The organism is Vulcanisaeta moutnovskia 768-28 (genome assembly GCF_000190315.1).
Classification (GTDB): Archaea; Thermoproteota; Thermoprotei; order Thermoproteales; family Thermocladiaceae; genus Vulcanisaeta; species Vulcanisaeta moutnovskia.
The window spans coordinates 1649423-1670705 of the sequence record NC_015151.1 but is presented as its reverse complement, the minus strand read 5'-3'; the positions used below and the strand labels follow the sequence as shown (position 1 = coordinate 1670705).

Here is a 21283-nt window from a genome sequence, read left to right as displayed (position 1 = left end):
ATTCATACCCTGAGACTAAATAAATGCTTACCCTGTGGAAAAGGTATTTTACGCCTTAAACGAAGTGTTATGTAATGACTAGGATAATCCATGTTAGGAAATTCATACCACTTAATGTGAACGTTGGTCAGTTAGTTAGGAGTGTGGAGTTTGATGTTGCATTGAATAGGCTTGATGATTCATTAAATAAGGCATTGAGTGAGTTAAGTAGTATTGTTGGATCGCGCAATATTAGGCAGGTTGGCATTAATGTTAGTAATGTGAATCTCGGTAATATAAGCGGAATACTAATAATAGCCTATGCATTGGTTGATGAGGATGACGAGACTCGTGAAGGCAATCATTAAGGGCTTTAAGGGATTGAGTGAGGAATTAACAATTAACTTTAGTGGTAATACCATAATTGTTGGGCGTAGTGGGTCAGGTAAGACGAGCCTAATGGAGGCCCTGGCACTCCTAATGCAGAGTAGGGGTGAGGAGTGGCTTGTCCTAGAGGGTAATTACATAATTATACATGAACCGGAGGATTTGGTCTATGGCCTAGATCTAAACGAGGAGGTGAGGGTTGGTGCTTATTATGAGGTTGATGAGGATGGTGAGAAACTTGGCCGTAGTATCGGCCTTGAATTAAATAGGGGCTCTATAATAGGTTATCATTATAGCTTTAGACTCAGTGATTACTGGGTTCGCCAGGAAATATACCTAGGTAATGATCTCGTGGCTACCATTGAGAAGGTTGGTAATGAAGGATTAATGAAGTACCCAGTAAATGCTAGGCTTTGCATTACGCCAACCCATGTTATTCATGAGGATGCGTTTATGGTATGTGATGGTGACGTATCGAGAAAGGCATACTCACTGGCATTCATCCTTAGGAACATGCTCAAGAATAAGTTTTACTACCTTGGTGAGGGTAGGGTCTGTTGGTGGAAGAGGGATTATGAAACCACGGTTGATCTACCGAGTAATTCCGTGGGTTCTGACGGTCAATATACCGTGCATCAACTCTCAGTGATAGAGACAAGGCCTGAGTATGAGGGTGTGTATAATGAATTAATGGAGTTGGTAAGTGAGCTTGGTATAGAGGGCATTAAGGCTGGTTTTACGGCTCCAAAGAGGATTTCCGGGTATGTTAAGGTGAGAGGTAAGTGGGTCCCCATGTACCATGCCGGTCTTAAGGTGAAGGCATTATTACCAGTAATAGTTCAATTAGCGCTTACACCACCGGGTTCAGTGCTGCTTATTGATAGTATTGACCTAGGGCTTACACCTGATGAATTAAATGTTGTGGTTGATATTGTGAATAGGATTGCCAGTAGGGTTGGTTATCAAGTAATAATGAGTAGTAAGACCGCTCCTACTGTTAATGTAAAGGTTGTGAATATTAGCGAGTAGTCTTTAACCAATTATTGATTGGTACTAGTGGTGATGTTATTGTCACAGTGCCCAATAATAACCAATAAATGGGTAATAATACGACGGCTTTTCCCATGTTCATGCTTTCATTTATAAAATCACGCATTAGGTACAGAACCACAATCTCTGATATTACCATTGCGAGAACTAATTGATAGAGGGAAGCCAGTGCGTATACCTTGGTTATCACCACCATGTAGGTAACAGCGATAAAACCCACTGCGGAAATAAATAGTAATGCCGGTGGTAATGCTATCAATATGTACAGTATTAATACCCTCAATGCATAGTTTAATTGAACGCCTTGTTTAAATATTAGGACGAGGTTTTGGGCATAACCCTTATTCCACCTAATCCTCTGTCTTATGAAGCTAATAATATTCACAGGCGCTAATTCATAAACGTAAGAATCAAGGAGACCCACTGAGTATCCACGACTAGTTAACCTTAACGATAGTAATGCATCCTCAGCCATGCTCTGCGGTATTGAGTCAACAATGTCCCTCCTTATGAAGAGACCCTCCCCGGATAATGGCGTTATCCTCACGGTAGACCTTAGGAATGGTATTATCGCATTATACCAAACTATTGATTCTAGGTACATTAAACCACCAAGCACACTACTCCTGAACCTATACACCCTGGTGCCCACGGCTGCGTAATTCCTCTCAATCATTAGGAGAATGGCATTAAGGACCTGGTCGTTTGGGAATACGTCATCCGCATCGTAAAAGCCAATAATTAAGCCTCCTGCGTATTTCATGGCGGTGTTCATGGCCACGGCCTTAAGCCTACGTCCCGAGTTCTCATTAATTACCATCTTAACATCCAGTGAACTTAGGAACTTCCCCACAGCCTTTAATGCCTCGTTAAGTGTATGGGTATCGTCCCTATCAACAACTATCAAAACCTCAAGAAGGTTTTTAGGGTAGTTCTGTGATGATATACTGTCGAGCGTCTTCTCAATACTTTGCCTTCTCTCCTTATAAACAGGTAATACTATTGAGACCTTTGGTAAACTCTCTACCTGGGTGTTTGTTAATGTTGGTCTCTCGTATGTGTGGATCCTCCTTGAAACGAGGTATTGTATTGCCCATAATGATGTACCAATTATTATTAATATCTCTAGTATTTCAACCGTATCAACCATCATATTATGGGTATCTATATTTAGGTCATTTAAAGCATTTTTACTCACATAATTTTATCACTACAGTGAGGCAATGCAGTATTTAACGAGGTATTACTTACTATGGTTAAAATGAGCATTTTAAATATTCGCAGGATAATAGGCAATTGTGGACCTGAGCATTAGGATTATTCAGGAAAGTGATGAGTATCAGGTAATTATTGAGGGTGATGGAGTAACGAGGATCCTAAAGGCCAGGTCAATTAATGAATTAATGAGCTCATTAAATAATGAGATTAGGGATTTATTAACGACTAGGGAAAGTTCCGATACCCTGAGATCAAGCACATGCACCCTAAGAGGCTGGTATATTAGGCTACCTGTCGCTAAGCTCCTTGAAATAGTCACATTCCTGGTAAGGAATAGGCAGGGTGATGATACGGAGAACCTAATGAAGTACCTGGATTCCCATGGACTTAGTAGATCGAACTATAGAGTAATTATACCAACCCTGTCAGCACTGGGTCTTTGGAAGCAGGGTAGAATAACGAGGGAGGCTGAGGAATTGGGGAAGGCCGTGATTGATGGGGCCCAGGAATTACCAAACATACTATATAGGATAGCCACTAGGAATTGTGCGTTGAAGGAGGTTATTGATAGGCTGGCTGAGGGCCTTTCAATTAATGATGCAATAAAGCTCCTAGGCCTTACAAGGAGAGATGAGATTAATTACACGAGTAATTTGTTGGAGATAATAATGAGTAGTGATGAGTTTAAGTGCCTACAGTATTCCAAGACCCTAGAGAATTACTTAAAGAGCGGGGGTTGCTTTATAGCATTAGAACCGCCGAGAAATTGCGTATTGAATCAAGTGATTACGGTATTTAATTACCTAATGAATAGTAAGGGCTTTTATATGATGAGTATTTTGAGTGATGTTGATGTCACAATAAACCTAAACCTAGTTAGTACTCAATTAAGTGATGAGCATGCATTAATCATACAGGGTGGTAAACCCGTTGGTGCCTTAATTGGTGATGTCATAACCACTAATAATAACTATGCACCTAGGGCTAGGGAAGCCGTGGATAGGCTTGAACCAATAGCGACAAGGATAATTAAGGCTAATAACCTTTTATTCAGCATGATAGTGGTGCCCATAGTCATAGGGGATGAGTGCCCTAAGGTAAAGGCCTACGTTATGGTTGGTAATAAAATGGGTGACTGGATCGCGAGAGTTTTTGACCTTCCCTAACCTAGGTCTCCCTAGCATACACACTAACGAGTGATCTAAATCCCATCTTATTATAGAAGTTTATGGCTATTTGATTCTGTGTTGGGAACTCCGCAGTTATTAACTGGGCACCCCTCTCACGGAGCATTGCTATGGCCTTCTCAAGCATCATCCTACCCAACCCCTTACGCCTGTACTCAGGCATTACGTAGAAGTCCACAATGGCGCCCTCAATACTTGGTGAGTAGAATAATCGCTCCCTAATGTCCGCCTTCAGCACACCAACTATCTTCCCCATATCCTCAGCAACAAGTATCAGGTGACCTTTACTATCATGTATTGCGTTTAATAGGTATTCCCTGGCGCGTTCCGCGCAGTCATTCCTCGCGCTAAATAGGGGGTCGAATTCACTATTGAGCCGTTTTAACCTGACCACAAGGTCAATTAAGGTTTCCACGTCACTTTCCCGAGCTTCCCTAAGTGTAACCATACTGGTAACTGAAGAAATTTTACCCCTAAAAATACTTTTATATCAAAAATAAAGATGGGGATTAATGGGTAAGCAACCACCAGTACCATTGATAGTTAATGATAGGAGGAGCGATGGGAGATTACCCAATGAGCATAGACCAGTTAGGATGGAGGTTGGCGTAATAAGTAATGCCGAGGGTAGCGCATTAGTTGCCTATGGAAATACCGTAATCCTCGCTGCAGTTTATGGGCCGAGGGAAGTACCGCAAAAGCACCTTGAATTACCAGACAAGGCCATACTGAGGGTTAGGTACCACATGATCCCATTCAGCACCTCTGAGGGTAGGAAGAGCCCAACGCCATCTAGGAGAGAGATTGAGATTTCCAAGGTCATTAGGACCGCGCTCGAACCCGTCGTTATCCTCGAGAGATTCCCAAGAACCACAATAGATGTGTATATCGAGGTACTCCAGGCCGATGGTAGTACTAGGGTTACTGGAATAACTGCGGCTTCACTGGCGTTGGCAGATGCTGGTATACCCATGAGGGATTTATTGGTTGGTGTATCGGTGGGTAAGGTATCTGGGACAATAATTGTTGATTTGAACCAGCTTGAGGATCAGTATGGTGAGGGTGACATGCCCCTTGCCATAATGTATGGTCGCGGATTAATAACCCTTATGCAGGCAGATGGTGAGTGGACACCCACTGAGGTTAATCAAGCAGTTGAGCTAGCCTTCAAGGCTGCTGAGCAGATATATAGGTTGCAGAAGGACGTACTTAAGAATAAGTATGTCGAACCATCAATGACACTAACCATTTAGTATTAAAAGCCCTTAAGACGAATAAAATTAAAAGGGCTTAAGTAATAGTCCCCTAAATGCTGAGCGTAACTCAGGAGAAAGGTGTTATTCCGAAGCTTAAGCAAGACGTTATGAGGAAAATGATTGAGCAGGGTGTTAGGATTGATAATAGGGGATTGAATGATTATAGAGAATTAAGTATTAGGGTTGGTGTTGTGAGGACCGCCGATGGAAGCTCCCTAGTATCCCTCGGTAATACTAAGGTGATGGCTGGGGTAAAGGTTGAGGTTGGAAAACCCTTCGAAGATACTCCAGATGAGGGCGCATTAATAGTAAACCTGGAAATTGCACCAGCTGCATCCCCAGACATAGAGCCTGGACCACCTGATGAGAATGCCATTGAGATTGCCAGGGTAGTAGATAGGGCAATAAGACATAGTGGTTTTCTGAATTTTAAGTCATTATCAATAGTAACGGGTAGGCACGCATGGTTCCTTTGGGTTGACATATACGTACTTAACCATGATGGCAACCTAGTGGATGCATCCACAATAGCCGCCATAACCGCATTAATGAATACTGCATTACCTAAGGTAGAGCTTGACCCAGCAGGTAATATATTGAGGATAGACAGGAGCAATAAATCGCCTTTGGCACTTAATGTCGATAAATTACCATTAACAATAACCCACGCCAAGCTAGGGAACTTCCTACTGGTAGACCCAACGCGGGAGGAGGAGGATCTATCCGACGGAATTTACATAACTGGCATAGCTGGGGGTAATGTCGTGGCTATACAAAAGGTTACTGGTGCTTTCACTAAGGATGAGGTAAATTACATGATTAGTAATTCTGTTAATCAATACGTAAAGCTCAAGAACGTGGTAACGAGTATTATGGCGAACCCGCAAACGGACCTTAAATTGTGAAGTCAGTCCTCAGCGATTTCGTCATTATTCAGGGCTGCAAACCATCATCACTCAAATAAAAGTATCAAAATTAATTAAAGGGTTTGCGCATTATTAATTGCAGTGGCTAATTCGGGCATTAAGTTTGAGGATTATGTGGCTGAGTTATTGAGTAGACTTGGGTTTAAGGTCATTGGCCGAAGAATAAAGATCACTGTTAATGGTGTGGAGGTTGGGGAGGTAGATATCGTGGCCGAGGATAACTCAGGCAATAAGTATGCTATTGAGGTTAAGTCTGGCAAGGTTGATGTGAGCGCCATTAGGCAGGCATATGTCAATGCCAAGGTATTAAACGCGAAGCCCCTAATTGTGGCTAGGGGCTTTAGTAATGACTCGAGTAAGGCATTGGCCGATGAGTTGGGTGTTTCTGTTATAAATCTTGAGGAGGCCGTTGTACTAACCATTGATGAGTTGAGAACTGTAATTGAAAACGTGATTTATGAAGCCATTGGTGATCTAGTGAATACCGTATTTACACTGGCAGTGAAATCATGTGATGGTAAGACCAGGGACGTAATTAACGCAGTTATTAATTGCAATGATTGGAACTGCGTATGTGATAAATTGGGGGTTAATCCTGATAATTGTGGTTCTCTGATAAGCGATGTAAGGAGAGAGCTGGGGCTTGGCAATTTATCACTGAGTAAGTTGAAAACCGCGATTCGACTATATAACCTGGTATCCCTGTTAGTAAATTCATGCAATAGAGGAAATACTTAAGTAAGACGCTACGAGCCACCGATTAATGAAGATCGACGACCTACTAAAGGAGTATAGGTCGGTGTGGGCTATTGATCACGCAAGGTCATTACTTGAGTGGGACTTGGAGGTCAATATGCCTGTTGAGGGTGCTTCGCCACGTGGTGAAGCACTGGCGCAATTAACCTTGGTCCGCAGGGAGCATTTGCTTAGACTTAGGGACCTTGTTAGTAAGTATGAGGATGCTAAGGACTTGACAGAATTTGAGAGGGGGGTTATCAGGGTTTTGAAGAGAGAGATGAAATACTACACATCAATACCTCCAGAAATCCTTGAGGAGCTTGATAGGACTACTACGAAGGCTGCTGTTGTCTGGAGAGAGGCAAAGAAGGAGGCGAACTTCGAGAAGTTTAAACCATACCTATCAAAGATTGTGGAGTTGGAGAGGGTTATTGCCGACAAACTTGGTTATGAGGGCCACCCATACAATGCGTTATTAGATTTGTATGAGGAGGGATTTACCGTTAATGATGCGGATAATGTATTCAACACATTACTCCCCAACCTAAAGTCAATACTTGAGAAGGTGCTGAGCGAGGGTAGGTACCCAAGTAAGCACCCGCTTGAGGATACGCCTTATGATGTTAATGTCATGAAATCAATTAATGAGGAGCTACTTAAGATACTTGAGATGCCCGTGGGTAGTAGGTTCAGGATGGATGTGTCTGCGCACCCATTCACGATAAGCATGGCAATCAATGATGTGAGGATAACCACTAGGTATGAGGGTAAGGACTTTAGGTCAACCATGTTCTCCGTTATTCATGAGAGTGGTCATGCAATGTATGAGTTAATGATTGATCCATCCCTTGAAATGACACCCGTTGGGCGTGGAGTCTCCATGGGCGTTCATGAGAGCCAGTCGAGATTTTGGGAGAATATTATTGGTAGGAGTAGGGAGTTCGTGCATTTAATATACCCGTTACTTAAGGAGAGGTTACCATTTCTCAGGGATTACGGTGAGGAGGACATTTACAGGTACTTCAATATTGTTAGACCGAGTCTTATTAGGGTTGATGCTGATGAGGTCACTTATAACTTCCACATAGCTCTCCGTTATGAGATTGAGAAGGGTGTGATAGCTGGTAAGCTTGATGTGTCTGACTTACCATCACTATGGAATGACTTCATGGATAAGTACTTAGGGGTTAGGCCGAGGAATGATGCTGAGGGTGTTCTCCAGGATATTCATTGGTCTCAGGGGTCCTTCGGTTACTTCCCAACGTATACATTGGGCAACGTTATTGCTGGTATGATATATGCCAAATTACCTGGGCTTAGGGATAAGGTTGCAAACAGGATGTTCAATGAGATTAAGGAGTTCCTTAGGGATAGGATTTGTAAGTATGGTGCCATATACCCACCTAAGGAGTTGCTCATGAGGTCCTTCAATGATACGTATAACCCAACACATCTACTAAATTACTTACGTGAGAAATACTTGGGTTAGGAACCCGCTAAAAAGACTGACTTAACTTGGCAAAAAGGTGGATGGGAGGGTAGTGGTGTTTCCCTCGACTAGCCCCAATGACCTAAGGGTGACTGTGTATGATCCCTTAAGAGAGGTGCCCGTGGCAGAATTAGAAGCAATTAAAAGCAAGGAAAAGATACACCACGGGTAAACACTTAAAAGTTATTGATTATTATCAATTGAGTATGAGGATTGATCTTGAGGAATTGAAAAGTAAAATAAAGCCTAAGTTAAGGCCAATAATCTGGCGTGACGAAGACAATACACTCCTATTACTAGACCAAAGGAAGTTACCCTTTGAGGAGGTTTACGTGGAGTTGAGGGACCCAGTATCAACGGCTGACGCCATTAAGCAAATGATAATTCGCGGAGCACCAGCGATAGGGATAACCGCAGCCTACGGGATGGTACTGGCCATAGCCCATGGTAATATACCAACACTTGATGAAGCCCTCAATGAATTAGTGAAGGCTAGGGATGTTTTGAATACGGCGAGACCAACAGCCCATAACTTATTCTGGGCCACGGAAAGAATGCTTAATGTAGCTAGAAATGCCGTGCATAACGGTAGTGCTAAGAACGTGAAGGAATTACTTAATATTATGAAGATGGAGGCTAAGGCTATATTTGATGAGGAATTCGATGCTGAATTGATGATGGGAATTTACGGACTTGAAAAGATAAATGATGGAGACACCGTATTAACTCAATGCAATGCCGGTGGATTAGCAACTGGTACTGGAATTGGCACAGCTACGGCACCAGTGAGGGTAGCTCATGCATTAGGCATTAAGGTTTCCGTGATAGCACCTGAGACCAGGCCTTGGCTTCAGGGCGCTAGGTTAACTGTTTATGAGTTGATGGTTGATGGAATACCAGTCACGTTGATAACGGATACAGCAGTTGGTTACGTAATGTATAGGGGCATGGTTAATAGTGTGATGGTTGGCGCAGACAGGATACTAAGGTATGGACATGTTTATAATAAGATTGGAACGTTTAAGGAGGCGGTTATTGCACATGAATTGGGCATACCCTTTTACGCAATAGCACCATCATCGACATTCGACCTTAAGAGTAGGGTTGAGGATGTGAAGATTGAGGAGAGGGATCCCGATGAGGTTAGGAAGATTAGAGGTGTGCTAATAGCCCCCGAGAATGTTCCTGTGTTTAACCCAGTATTTGATGTTACGCCTCCTAAGTACGTGACCGCATTAATAACTGAGAAGGGGATTATTTACCCACCCTTCGATAAGAACATACCTAAAGTATTAAGTGTTACTTAACCATTTCAAAGTTATGCCAAGCCTACCTGTGTATTCACGATAAATACTCGCTAATTTACCATACCAACTCGATAAAACACTGGGACTCTCTGGGTAGGCCTCGTATAAGCTCTTAACCTCATTCATATACCTCAACGCAAGCCTTAACTTGGATGCAACGTCAGGTACTCTCATTAAGCGCAGGCCGATCTTCAACTTATCAATAAATGATAACTCCAGTGATCCTCGTTCCGATATTTCCAGAACCTCATCCTCAGTAAGAAGTCTAGCCCTTAAGCCCTTGTTTAATTGATCATCAGTAAGCGTTTGAAGCATTAACCTAAATACATCAAGCATTGCCTGCTTTATGCCGTAAGCCCTTAAATACTCAATATTATACCTCCATAATCCCCTTTCTGTGAAGTCACCCTTTTCAAATGCATCTATCACGGTCTTCGAAGCCAACTCCGCCGAGAGGAGGGCAGGCCCTATACCACCGCCGTGCACTGGGTTTACCGTAACTGCGGCATCGCCAGCAGCCAGGAAGCCGTTGGCCACGAGTGATGGTAATGGCCTACGTGTTGGTACAATACCGCCGCCCATGTGTATTACCTTTCTACCTCTCGTATATTGGCTATTGGCTAAGTACTTATCATAATTATGCCTAGGGTTTAATCCATTCTCCTCACTTAACTTACCCCATAGACCAAGCCCAATATTCATTGTGTTCGAACTCTTTGGGAATAACCACCAGTAACCGCCAGGTGCTATGTTAGTATCTAGGTATATCTTTATGTACTCAGGCTTCTCAATCTCATAATCAACCTGGATAATCTCCCTATAGGCGTTTGAGACGTCCTCAGGTAGTAATGGCTCGGAAACCCACCATTCACGGGGAAGCCTACTCCTAACAACGGCACCAACGCCACTGGCATCAATGACAACCTTAGCCCTAAAATCCTCAGCAGAACCATCAGGCTTCAACACCCTGACTCCAGAAACTGCTCCATTCTCTATTATTGGCCCCTGAACCTTATGATCATCAAAAATATGAACACCGGCCTTCTCAGCCTCACTGATTAGCCATTGAGCCCACTTCGCCATATCTAACCCAAAGCCCTTACCGAGCACTACGTACTTAATCGATAGATCGGGGCTATATAACTCCGCGCCTTCGTACTTTATCGCATATACATCACTTGGTGGTTTAATGCTCATTCGCTCAATGTGGTGAATACCAATGGCATCACCAGTCGTCTTAAAGACCTTATCCCTCCTCTTCATTTCTATTAGGGCTACATTAAGTCCTGCCTTAGCAAGTAAGTATGATGCATAGGAACCCGCTGTACCTGCGCCAACCACAATAACATCGAAATTACCCATACCAGCAACGATGTGCTGGGTAGATTTTAAATATTAAGGGCTTAATAATGATTAATTACTTGATCGGTAATTGTAAAGCCTCACCAGGCTTTAATATAAACACCTTAATGTCAGGAAGCATGGACTCCGCAAGCTCCTTAAACTGCTGTGGATCCTGCTTAATGTCAGGGAATGTATTATAATGTATAGGTATCGCTGCTCTAGGCCTCAGCATTGTTAATGCATAGGCAGCTTGCCTCGGATCCATCGTGAACAAACTACCTATTGGTAGTATGGCAACATCAATCTTAAACAACCTGCCCAGTAAATCCATCTCGCTAAAGAGCCCAGTATCCCCTGCATGGTATATAGTTGCCTCGGGAGCCCTTATTATGAATCCCACGGGCACACCCCTACTTGAGCTATGCAGTGCTGGGGTTACGTAAACCTCAATCTCACTCGTTAACTTTACGGAACCACCAACATTCATGCCTATGGTGTTCTTAACACCCTGCTCGCTGAGATAATTAACGAGTTCGAAAACACCGACTACGGTTGCATTGGTCTTTTTAGCGATATCAATGGTTTCACCTAGGTGATCAAAATGATCATGTGTCACAAGTATATAATCAACGTTTGTTATTTCACTAAGTGTTATGGGTGATAGTGGGTTCGATATCCAGGGATCAATTAGTATTTTCTTACCGCTTAGCATTATTTCGAAGGCCGCATGACCAAGCCATTTAATGTATGATTGCGCACTCATTAATCCTAATTAATCCATTAATTAAATAAGCTTTACCACAAAAATTACTTCCTTTTAATTGTGAAGGATATCCTAATTGCCCTTGAGTGGGGTGCGTATATCATCACGTCATCGATCGTAATCCCGTACTTACTGGTTACTGTCCTTGTTAATTCATAAATGCTCCTAAAGTGCATTGGGTGTTCTAGGTATACCTTGATACTTATCTCAAATCCTTGGTTTGAATCCTTAACACTGACTCGTGTGTATTTTAATGACTTAGTCTCCAGGTTTTTGAGTGTTTGGTCTACTAATGTCTTTAATTCACGTTGCATTGATGATGACATTAATGATTAATCAATTGGGCATTATTAAAGATTAATCGCTTGAGGTAGTTATTTCAAGTACTCGGTCAATGATCTACTCATGTACTTATTAACCAACTGCTCAAGCGTATAGGCATTACCTAAATCATCAGGTCTTATGGTAACACCTCCCCTATCACTTATGGGTAGTATGCGCCAATCATCACCCCTAAACTTCACAGCAATGTAGGCATCGCCCTTAGCCCTGCGCGCAAACTCCAGCAATTTCTCCACCTTCTCCTCCTCAATCCTTACGGGCCCTCTCTCAGACCTATACTTAACCTCAAGTACTAATACGAATCCAGGGCCCATAGCAACAATGTCCGGAACAAACCTCTTCCTAACACCACCACCTGATGAACACCCCCTCAGAACCGCGAGACCCATATCCCATAGCTTATTTGCCAAAGCCCTTTCATGCGCAGAACCCTTCCTTTTTGATAAGCTCATACTACTCAACCCTAACCTCCCTGGTTAAATCTATGTTGGGGCATAATAATATGCATATTGGGCTTGGAGGATCACCACAGAAGTCGCATTCAGCCTTTGTGGTTATTCTAACATTACTCGTGGAATTACTCTTAATAATATTATTGTATAATTCAGCTAGCCTAATATCGTAAGTAAAGACAAGCCGCGAATGAATAAGTAGGTCAGTGCTATTTATTGAATCACCACGCACTAATACGTATAGGTCTCCCCCCGAGTCTATGTAATCCATTAACCAGCCAATAACAGCCTTTGGTAAGACCTTGGGTAATACCGCAACCTTATCATTGATTAACGGGTCAATGAATAATTCACTAGGTATATTAAGGAGGTGTGGCCTTAACCCTATGAATTTCATTAGTGAATCGAGGGTGAAACCAACCACCGTATTTGTGAGACCAACCACGTACCTAAGCCAGGACTCACCAACTCCAGGTCCAAAAATTATGATTGCTTTATCAAACTTACTTAATGAACTTGGAAGCTTGACATTAAGGTTATCATTAATCCTGACAATACCAATGACCTCCTTACCCAACGACTCTAACCTCTTTATAGTGCCAGAGCTCACTTCACCCTTTAATTCAACCGCTAACTTATTGGTAAATACTAAATTAGGTATTCGCTTAATGCCCTGGTCAATTATTGGTACTGCCTCTGGGAACATAATTATCAAAGCTCCTCTTCTTCCTTACCACCCTCCTCCTCATACAAAGCCCCTATATCCCTAAGAACGTCATGAATCTTAAAGACAGCATCCCTAACCTGCTGTTCCTTCTTGGCCCCCGTACACACTATCTTACCTGAGCTAAATATTAGTAGCACAACCTTCGGATCATCCATCCTATAAATGAGGCCGGGGAATTGCTCAGGTTCGTACATTGAATTCTCAAGCATTAGGGCTGATTTCTCAATATCAACCTCGGCATGCAGGTTACCGGAAGCCACAATGTTCTGTACCTGAATCTCCGGAGTGAGTGGTACGTCGGCGCCATGCTCATTAAGCAACCTCACTAATTCCTTAACAGCCCTCTTAAGCTCATTCTCGCTCTTAGCACCCGTACACACCATCTTACCCGTCCTAAAGATTAATGCCGATATCTTCGGTCTCTGTAACCTTAGTATCAAGCCGGGGAATTGCTCAGGATTGTACTCAGCTGCGGGAAGCCTTTCTGCGAGTTTATCTAGGTCCAGGTCAATGCCGAGGTTTACCGTGGCGACAATATTCTCAATACGATAAGTGGGATTTGCCATTATTCATGATTTAAAAAAGCACTTAAAAAATCTTTCCGATACAACCATAGGCATAATACCTAAACTCCATGCTTATGGCGAAGAATAGTTTATAAAGGGTGGTTAGGGAGGCATTTTGACCTGTATGGGTGGAAAGAAAAAACCAACATTATCACAATTAGCAAAGAGACAGGAAAAGCAAGCCCCAGCAAAACCAACTGCGAAGGGTAAGAAAGCCGCTGAGGAGAGGCCAACAGTTAGGGCTTCACTTGTTGATCCTAAACTACTTAATGATGTTGAGAAGGAGGTCGTGAAGTGGGAGTACGTTACGCCGTACTTGGTAGCGACTAGGTTTAATACAAAAATAAGCGTTGCCTATCAAATACTGAGGACTCTGGCAAATAAGGGAGCTTTGGTACTTGTTTCTAAGGGTCATAGAACCGAGGTTTACACAACACCTGACAGACTTAAGCAAATAGCTGCGTAGTTAGGTAAATAACGAATCAAGTCTAACCTTAGCAAAATCCTTGGGTAATTCCCTCATTCTATTGATAACACCAGGCTCTACAACCTCTATAATACCCAGCTTCCTAAGTGCCCTTAAAACCCCATCCTCAATCCTCATTATATTCTCATTAACACCGCCAAACTGCTTAGCAATGTCAAGCTTTAGTCTTAACTCACCAACGCTCCAGTATTTTGATAAGTACGTCAAAATCGCCATGGCTATTTTATAACCCTCCTCTCTATTCTGGGGTAACTCCTCGTCAATAATCCTCCTAAGCATTGTCATAAAATCCTCCATTGAAATTGTTGAATAATCAGTTGGAATTCTCGTCTCCTCGATACTCACCACGGTATTATCTACCTCCTTAACCTTAGTCTCCATTGTCTCATTCTCAGTATTGCCCTGAACCTCCTTCTGCTCTCTAGCCTCACTTAATCCAGTTTTTTGTGGTGTTTCCTCTCGTTCAACCTCCTTAGAAGATCTTCCTACAACTCCTTTTTCCTCACCACCCTCCGTTGTAACCTGCTTTTCCTCCGGAGCCTTTTCCTTACTAAACGCCTCTAGGATGCTTGAACTCCTGGCATGTCTTTGCCTTGTTTGGCGTTTAGTGGATGTTGTTGGCTTAACGGTCTCACCAGGTACCTCTATGTACATTGGTATTGATAACTTAACATCATTATTGCCGATTCTTATTGTTCCAATTACGTACTCCCCGGATACCTTGAACTTCCTCTCACGAACTAACTCTCTAATGACTAGGTATAGTAGGGCGTTACCGACCTTATTGCTCGATGACCACCTCAATAGATCCTGATAAGTAACTCTCTTGTTCCTCATTATGTACGTACTTAATGACACCTTTAAATCATCAAAGCTAACCACAGAAATCTCTCCGAAAAGAACTCTTTTATACTTACTCTATAAGTATTGCTGTAATGAGTAGGGATATTGATGATATTGACAACATTGTACTTAAGCCAAGGAGAATACAAATACTGAAATTATTGATTGGTCAGGGTACTATGAGGATATCAGACCTAAGAAAAGTACTAAATGCACCCACATCATCCATTTACTACGATATTGAGATACTAAGGGCTAATGGCTTTGTTATAAGGGATGGACCCTACGTAAAGATAACGAGTAAGGGAAGAACACTCATTGAGAGGATTGATGAATTATTAAGCCCCAACTCTGATATTAAGAACCCAAGTGCAAAAACCGAGGAGTTAACTGACATATTATTGATGAGACCATTAACAATAAACATGTATAGGCTCGGCCCGAATGCATTATTCATATACTCAATGGTAATTATAGTGCTTGGTTTAGTTACGGCATTCACACAGAATTATGAATTATTACTCCTGGTTTTTGTGGAGAGTATGTACTCTATGCCGATAGATGTGACAATAATTTCAATACTCGCATACCTAGGTATTTCATTATTTATTTATAGGTACTTACTCGGCGGTGAGATTGTGGATCTTAAGTTATTAAGTGGTGTTTTAACATCATTGATACCGATATCGCTATACCCAACTATAATGGCGTTAATAACACCGTGGGTACCACCCTACCCACTCTCAATAATTGACGCATTGCTTAAGGCATTATTACCACTCATTAGCCTAATAATGCTAGCCACGGTACTATCAATGATTTCAGGAAAACCCATGGAATACTCACTACTCTTCGAAACATTATTCCTATTAATACCCTCAGTATTAATATACATAGTATTGTTCAAGTGATCATGAAAATCATAGTATTAAGTAATGTCTATCCCCCTGCCGAGGATTCGTGGCAAACTGCTGAGCTACTCCGTTGGGTTATGAGCAATCACGCCAATGATGGGTACTTACGCATAATCGATGTAGGATCTGGGACGGGTATATTAGCATTAACGGCGTTGAATGAAATAGTTAGTAAGGGAGGCACTGCATGGGTTTTGGCTGCGGATCATGATTACAATGCATCAATGAACACCAGAATAAACCTAGTTAATAATGGTCTTTATCACTACGCTGATGTGATAACGATGAATTTACTAGATGCAATAAGGACACGATTTTGCCTCGACATAGTTGTTAGTAATCCTCCCTACTTACCAGGTAATTGGAATGAGGATTGGAGGATCTTCGGTGGATCTCACGGTAATGATGTGATTAAGCAATTAATACAGCAAATATGTCAGTATAAAGCCTCCATGTTCATACTAACGCAATCCTCACTGTCCAATTGGGAGGAATCAATTGATTACTTAGGAAGATGTGGCTATAAACTGGTAATGATCAAGGCAACTCATTACTTTTTTGAGGACATAATAACAATGGTTTTTAATAAGGTCTAATTTTAATCAAGGTATTATCCAAATTGCTCAATTGCGAGGTTAAGTAATGCCTCCCCAACGTCTGATGCGTATTCAGCTATCCTATAGATACTATCCAGTATTAACCTAGCCGACGCGGCCGCCTGTGTGGTTAGGCTATAATTCGATAGCGAGGAATCCAGTGAATCTACTGTCGTCCGTATTTCATACTTAACAATATCAATTATGTAATTAACCTCCCTTGCATCTATTTTCTCCGTCATTGCCTTACCAACATTACTCATTATCATGGAGTCCTTACTAAGGAGCTCACTGAATCTTTGCCTAAGCTCCTGCGGCATTATAAGTACGTATTTATCGCCTAGATTTACGACCTCCCGCGCGATCTTAACGGCATGATCAGCAGCCCTCTCGAGCGACTTATTAATTATTGCATACTCAATGATACTCCTTGGGTCCTGAATACCAGATAGGCTTAGGGCATGCTTACTCACCAAGACCCTCTTCAACTGCCTATTTAGGAGCCAGTAGAACTTATCGACCTCATTATCCCTCTCAATAATGTCCATGGCTATTGACTTATCACCGTTCTCCATTGGCGTTCTTAAGTCATCTATCATGCCGACAACCGTCTTACCAAGCTTCACTAATATGTCCCTAATGTTTATATCAGGTACATTAACGAGGTTTTGAATAACTAACGTATTCCTACCCTCCTCAATAATCTCAACTCCGGTTAGCTTCCTCCGGACAATGTCCTTAACCTGCTTCTTCAGGTTTAATGTCGCTATGTCAAAATTAAGCCTAAATATGTCATAACCAGATAGGTAATGAGCAAGTAATATCCTCTCGAGATGATCTATGTTTGATAGGTCCTGGGTCACGTTTATTGATGATTCGAGTAATGGCGCCTTAACCATCTTCTTGGGCACAACAAGCAATGAGAGGTCTGGCTGCGGTATTACCAGAACCTCATCACCAGGTTTAAGATCAACTTGCCTAGTCCACTCCTTCGGTAGTGAAACTATTAAGGTTGCGCCACCAGTTAGTTGAACCCTCCTGGTTTCTGGCTCAAATTTCACTATAGACATCACGACCTAATAATTAGACCCCTATAAATACCTTATCCTAATAAATCAATAATTATTAGTATCATGATTTTTAGAGGTGAAATATTTATTTATTATTCATAACTATTCTATTGAAACCTCCGTCTCAGCTATACTACCTAATTTAGGTATAATTATCTGTAACACGCCGTCCTTATACGCTGCCTTAGCACCATCAACCTTAAACCTCACACCAAGCTCAACCCTCCTATAAATCCTAAAATTACTCAGTCTCTCTACCCTAGCGACTTTACCGATGGTTGGCAACGACTGTGGCTCAGCCATGATCTCCACGTAGTTATTACCCACCCTAACCTTAATACTCTCCTTCTTAACGCCAGGTAGGTCGGCAAGTATTATTATTGAATCACCATTGTCAAAAACATCCACAGGAGGTTCCCTAGTCACTAGCCTTGGGTCAACAACAGTGGCCAACTTACTAATTAGCTCATTTACTCCAGCCTCCACCTTGTTTATACCCACCGCGATGTCTGTGGTATTCTGCTCCATCGTCATAAGAAAACACTAATTACGATTAATAATTACCCAAACACATTAATTAAATGGTACTCCATAAATTACACATGAATAATACGAAGATTCACGTATGCAAACCCGTACTAAGCACTTAAGGAAATTAAGGAAAATTAAATAACCAATAACTCCTTGATTAAGTTCCCTGTAGCGAACCTATCAGGTAAGAATGGCTTCATAATCGGATCAATTACACCATTAACTATGTAATTAGCCAACAACTCAGCTGCGTATGGACCAAGCATGAATCCATGACCTGAGAAACCAGACAATACATAGACACCCTCAGGCCATGTACTTGACCTACCCATCACGTGGCTATGATCAGGCGTCATTTCATAGTAACCAGACCATATCCTCATGATCCTTATCCTACCGAGACTCGGTATTAACTTCACAGTTTCCCTAGCCCAGGCGGTTAACCAAGTGAATGTGTTTCCGTAAGGTAGGAAGCCCTCACCAACATCAAGCTCTATACTACCCAGTATCTCACCCCTCATTGTTTGACCGAGATATAGGTTTGTCTCAGCATCTATTATGTAGGTATTAATTATAGGCTTCACAGATTCCGTAATCCCTATCTCCCTCCTAACGGGCTTTATTGGAATATCAATATTGAGTGTCTTCTTCATGATCTCGCCAGTCCACGCCCCCGCAGTAAATACTACGTTTTTTGTCTTAACGAAAACGTCATTACTTGAGACACTAACTACCTTACTATTCTCTACACCAACACTCTTAACCTCTGAGTACTCAAAAACCTTAACTCCAAGGTCGAGTGCCCTCTCATAATAACCCATCACTAGATAGTCATGGTGAAAGGCACCGTCCTGAGGACCAAAGACAGCGCCTACCATGCCCTGCGTGTTTATGTATGGGAACCTATCCCTTAATTCCTCAACCGTGAGTATTTGAACAGGTATGCCTAGGGGTTTCCATAACTGTTCATTGAGTTTTTCGTAATTATTAATAACCTCCCTACGTCTAGTAAGCCATAGATAACCTGCTCTTTCAAAAACACCATTCCAACCAAGCTCACCACTGAGGGACTCCAACTTCCTAATTGCCCTTATTGCGAACTCAGTATTCTCCCTATTCCCAAAGTGAACCCTGTACCTGCCGGCATTCCTTGTGGAGCTTCCTGAACCAACATAACTTTTCTCAAGAACGACAACAGAGAATCCTCTACGTGCTAAGTAATAGGCAACTGCTAAACCAACAATGCCTGCGCCAATTACCACGGCATCCGCGGTTAATGATATTAAACCACGACCCTCACTCATCACTCACCACCCGCAAGGGTAGCCATTGGTATTGACGCCTCGGGAAACCTAATCCTTGGTAAACCAAATTCGCTGGGTTTCTTTTGGTAAATGAAGCTGAGTATTAAGTTCGTATTAATTAGGCAGAGCTTACCCTGGCAGGGACCAGTGCCTAGACCAACAACCCTCTTTATTCTCTCCATACCTGGCAATCTTAATGACTTATACTCCTCCTCTTCACCATGCAGTACCCTAACCTTAATCTCCTTACCATGCATTAGCACATTGATAGACCTCAACACGTCATTTAATGTAACATCCTCACAGAAACATAGGTACTGCCTATTAGCGCTTTTCAGGGCATTTTCAACATCCTCAATTGACCCAGCGGTAGCCCACATGGGCGCGTGGACAACGTTAGGCTCAGCATAATAGCCACTACCCTGAAGCCCCTGCTCAAACCTAAGGATTACGTTATAATACGAGGAATTAGTGGTGACTAAATCCCTCTTAAAATCCACTAGCTCCTTATCAAAGGCATCCTTAGTCACTAGGTCCTCCATGGCACCAATGCTTAGTGCAGTCACCCTAGCCTGCCTAACAATTAAGTGCTCTGGCAGTAAACCTCCAGCATCGCCAATCACATAGGCATTACCCAGTCCAAGATCCCCCGTAAAGCCCCTCCTAGGTACAAGACCACCAATTTCAGGTGCATAAACAATAGGTGCGTTTAATTGCGCTGGTAAGTCAATGACAGGCACTCTAACGGCACTTACTAGGACATCAACCACGACCTCCTCTCTCCTCTGCCTCTTAGCCTTCTTACCCCTTATATTCTCAAGGACGAGTCTCAATCCCTCACTTGAATCCTTAGCATCAACTATATTCATGCCAATGAAGGTCTTAATACCAAGCGCATCAACCCTATCCCTATATAAGTCGCTCCTTATGGTGACCGAATTATCACCAAGATATACCTCAATACCTGTTTGAATAAGGTTCATGGCAACCCTGACCGCCCAATCATCACTGCCCCAAACCAAAACCCTCCTCGGCTTAAATCCCCACCACTTAGTAAGCTTAAGCATTGTTAATCCAGTAATCATGCGTGGCGTGTTATTGCCAGGGAAAATCAGCGGAACCTCCCTAAAGCCCTGCGCTAGTATTAGGTACTTGTAATTGAAAGTATATAACCTGGAGAAGTCCCTGGAATGTCCAATCACGGCATCTTCAAGAAAACCATCAAAGATCACACCAGTAAGTACAGTAACTGAATCACTTATCTCCTTACTTAATTTACCAATGAATTCACTACCACACCCTAAGTCCTTAATCTCAGTATCATCAATTATTAAGTGCCCACCTAGGTAATGCTCACCCTCAACAATTACAACCTTTAGACCAAGTTTATTCAATTCCTCAGCCACTGAGAGACCAGCCAATCCACCACCAATAATTAAAATGTCAGTATTAATATTGACCCTAGACGCCCCTTCAGGAACACTAGGTAATTCATTAATTGAGGACCTATTTAAGGAGTTTCGTACGGTGTTACGGATCAACGACCATAATGATATTAATAACCTATTCCTGGGGAATGATGATGGGCTTGCAAGACCTCTAAATATCGAGGGAACACTGCTAGGCCTGCTCGGCATTACCGGCTTATCATTACATAGGTTGTAATAACCAGATGAGGCCCAATAACCCTCACACCACCACTCACAGCACATGAAACCCCTAGTCTCACCATACCTTGAACTACGCATTACGCCGTAGTTACCATGATTAAGTTCCTCAACAATCCATGGCCGTTTATTCACAGGCC

The 21283-nt window shown here is 42.3% G+C and carries 24 protein-coding genes and 1 pseudogene; 12 read left to right on the top strand and 13 right to left on the bottom strand.

The window, feature by feature from the left end:
• The first annotated feature begins 74 nt into the window (after positions 1–74).
• A complete protein-coding gene (locus tag VMUT_RS08720) occupies positions 75–347 on the top strand; it encodes a hypothetical protein (RefSeq protein ID WP_013605051.1) in 273 nt (90 codons plus the stop codon).
• Positions 319–1395, top strand: a complete 1077-nt coding sequence (locus tag VMUT_RS08715) for an AAA family ATPase (RefSeq protein WP_237699633.1) — start codon at positions 319–321, stop codon at positions 1393–1395. Before VMUT_RS08720 ends, VMUT_RS08715 begins: the two co-directional genes overlap by 29 nt.
• Here VMUT_RS08715 and VMUT_RS08710 read toward each other — a convergent pair.
• Positions 1385–2569, bottom strand: a complete 1185-nt coding sequence (locus VMUT_RS08710) for a glycosyltransferase (RefSeq protein ID WP_048056982.1) — start codon at positions 2567–2569, stop codon at positions 1385–1387. The genes VMUT_RS08715 and VMUT_RS08710 overlap by 11 nt on opposite strands.
• 145 nt (positions 2570–2714) lie before the next feature.
• Here VMUT_RS08710 and VMUT_RS08705 point away from each other — a divergent pair, with 145 nt between their 5' ends.
• Positions 2715–3800, top strand: coding sequence for a hypothetical protein (locus VMUT_RS08705; protein ID WP_013605048.1), 1086 nt, complete (start codon positions 2715–2717; stop codon positions 3798–3800).
• A 1-nt stretch (position 3801) separates the two neighbouring features.
• Here the strand turns inward: VMUT_RS08705 and VMUT_RS08700 are convergent, their stop codons facing one another.
• Positions 3802–4269, bottom strand: coding sequence for a GNAT family N-acetyltransferase (locus tag VMUT_RS08700; RefSeq protein ID WP_013605047.1), 468 nt, complete (start codon positions 4267–4269; stop codon positions 3802–3804).
• A gap of 64 nt (positions 4270–4333) precedes the next feature.
• Here VMUT_RS08700 and rrp41 point away from each other — a divergent pair, with 64 nt between their 5' ends.
• From rrp41 to VMUT_RS08675, 6 genes and pseudogenes are all read left to right on the top strand, one after another.
• The gene (gene rrp41 / locus VMUT_RS08695) at positions 4334–5074 is read left to right on the top strand and encodes an exosome complex exonuclease Rrp41 (protein ID WP_013605046.1); all 741 of its coding nucleotides are present in this window, start codon (positions 4334–4336) and stop codon (positions 5072–5074) included.
• 56 nt (positions 5075–5130) lie between these two features.
• Complete coding sequence (rrp42, locus tag VMUT_RS08690) at positions 5131–5982, top strand: exosome complex protein Rrp42 (protein ID WP_013605045.1); 852 nt, start codon at positions 5131–5133, stop codon at positions 5980–5982.
• Between the two features lie 102 nt (positions 5983–6084).
• The gene (locus VMUT_RS08685) at positions 6085–6741 is read left to right on the top strand and encodes an endonuclease NucS domain-containing protein (RefSeq protein ID WP_013605044.1); all 657 of its coding nucleotides are present in this window, start codon (positions 6085–6087) and stop codon (positions 6739–6741) included.
• 25 nt (positions 6742–6766) lie between these two features.
• A complete protein-coding gene (locus tag VMUT_RS08680) occupies positions 6767–8230 on the top strand; it encodes a carboxypeptidase M32 (RefSeq protein ID WP_013605043.1) in 1464 nt (487 codons plus the stop codon).
• Positions 8231–8255: 25 nt separating this feature from the next.
• Positions 8256–8402 (top strand): annotated as a pseudogene (locus VMUT_RS13395) (IS200/IS605 family accessory protein TnpB-related protein); the annotation flags it as partial.
• A gap of 34 nt (positions 8403–8436) precedes the next feature.
• Positions 8437–9537, top strand: coding sequence for an S-methyl-5-thioribose-1-phosphate isomerase (locus VMUT_RS08675; RefSeq protein ID WP_013605042.1), 1101 nt, complete (start codon positions 8437–8439; stop codon positions 9535–9537).
• Here VMUT_RS08675 and VMUT_RS08670 read toward each other — a convergent pair.
• The 6 genes from VMUT_RS08670 to VMUT_RS08645 are packed head-to-tail and all read right to left on the bottom strand — an operon-like array spanning position 9523 to position 13731.
• Positions 9523–10899 carry a digeranylgeranylglycerophospholipid reductase gene (locus VMUT_RS08670; RefSeq protein WP_013605041.1) on the bottom strand — a complete coding sequence of 459 codons (1377 nt, stop codon included), beginning with the start codon at positions 10897–10899 and terminating at the stop codon, positions 9523–9525. The two genes, VMUT_RS08675 and VMUT_RS08670, sit on opposite strands and share 15 nt — an antisense overlap.
• Positions 10900–10954: 55 nt before the next feature.
• Positions 10955–11644, bottom strand: coding sequence for a metal-dependent hydrolase (locus tag VMUT_RS08665; protein ID WP_013605040.1), 690 nt, complete (start codon positions 11642–11644; stop codon positions 10955–10957).
• 44 nt (positions 11645–11688) lie between these two features.
• Positions 11689–11970 (bottom strand): hypothetical protein, encoded by a 282-nt coding sequence (locus tag VMUT_RS08660; protein WP_013605039.1) that lies wholly within the window; start codon positions 11968–11970, stop codon positions 11689–11691.
• 48 nt (positions 11971–12018) lie between these two features.
• Positions 12019–12438: a Holliday junction resolvase Hjc gene (gene hjc, locus VMUT_RS08655; protein ID WP_013605038.1), complete on the bottom strand. Its 420-nt coding sequence runs from the start codon at positions 12436–12438 to the stop codon at positions 12019–12021.
• A gap of 1 nt (position 12439) precedes the next feature.
• On the bottom strand, positions 12440–13144 hold the full coding sequence (locus VMUT_RS08650; protein ID WP_013605037.1) for a hypothetical protein: 705 nt from the start codon (positions 13142–13144) through the stop codon (positions 12440–12442).
• A 5-nt stretch (positions 13145–13149) separates the two neighbouring features.
• Positions 13150–13731, bottom strand: coding sequence for a TATA-box-binding protein (locus VMUT_RS08645; protein ID WP_013605036.1), 582 nt, complete (start codon positions 13729–13731; stop codon positions 13150–13152).
• 124 nt (positions 13732–13855) lie between these two features.
• Here VMUT_RS08645 and VMUT_RS08640 point away from each other — a divergent pair, with 124 nt between their 5' ends.
• The gene (locus tag VMUT_RS08640) at positions 13856–14197 is read left to right on the top strand and encodes a 30S ribosomal protein S25e (protein ID WP_013605035.1); all 342 of its coding nucleotides are present in this window, start codon (positions 13856–13858) and stop codon (positions 14195–14197) included.
• On the opposite strand, the gene VMUT_RS08635 is transcribed toward VMUT_RS08640, so the two are convergent.
• Complete coding sequence (locus VMUT_RS08635; protein ID WP_013605034.1) at positions 14198–15100, bottom strand: PolB1-binding protein PBP2 family protein; 903 nt, start codon at positions 15098–15100, stop codon at positions 14198–14200.
• A gap of 53 nt (positions 15101–15153) precedes the next feature.
• Here VMUT_RS08635 and VMUT_RS08630 point away from each other — a divergent pair, with 53 nt between their 5' ends.
• Complete coding sequence (locus tag VMUT_RS08630; protein WP_013605033.1) at positions 15154–15972, top strand: ArsR family transcriptional regulator; 819 nt, start codon at positions 15154–15156, stop codon at positions 15970–15972.
• Positions 15973–15974: 2 nt separating this feature from the next.
• On the top strand, positions 15975–16571 hold the full coding sequence (locus tag VMUT_RS08625) for a methyltransferase (RefSeq protein WP_048056981.1): 597 nt from the start codon (positions 15975–15977) through the stop codon (positions 16569–16571).
• Positions 16572–16585: 14 nt separating this feature from the next.
• On the opposite strand, the gene VMUT_RS08620 is transcribed toward VMUT_RS08625, so the two are convergent.
• From VMUT_RS08620 to VMUT_RS08605, 4 genes are all read right to left on the bottom strand, one after another.
• Positions 16586–17641 (bottom strand): phosphate uptake regulator PhoU, encoded by a 1056-nt coding sequence (locus VMUT_RS08620; protein ID WP_013605031.1) that lies wholly within the window; start codon positions 17639–17641, stop codon positions 16586–16588.
• 102 nt (positions 17642–17743) lie between these two features.
• Positions 17744–18175: an Hsp20/alpha crystallin family protein gene (locus tag VMUT_RS08615; protein WP_052298529.1), complete on the bottom strand. Its 432-nt coding sequence runs from the start codon at positions 18173–18175 to the stop codon at positions 17744–17746.
• A gap of 131 nt (positions 18176–18306) precedes the next feature.
• Positions 18307–19476, bottom strand: a complete 1170-nt coding sequence (locus tag VMUT_RS08610; RefSeq protein WP_013605029.1) for an NAD(P)/FAD-dependent oxidoreductase — start codon at positions 19474–19476, stop codon at positions 18307–18309.
• Positions 19476–21278 (bottom strand): FAD-dependent oxidoreductase, encoded by a 1803-nt coding sequence (locus VMUT_RS08605; RefSeq protein ID WP_148224715.1) that lies wholly within the window; start codon positions 21276–21278, stop codon positions 19476–19478. Before VMUT_RS08605 ends, VMUT_RS08610 begins: the two co-directional genes overlap by 1 nt.
• Positions 21279–21283 lie beyond the last annotated feature (5 nt).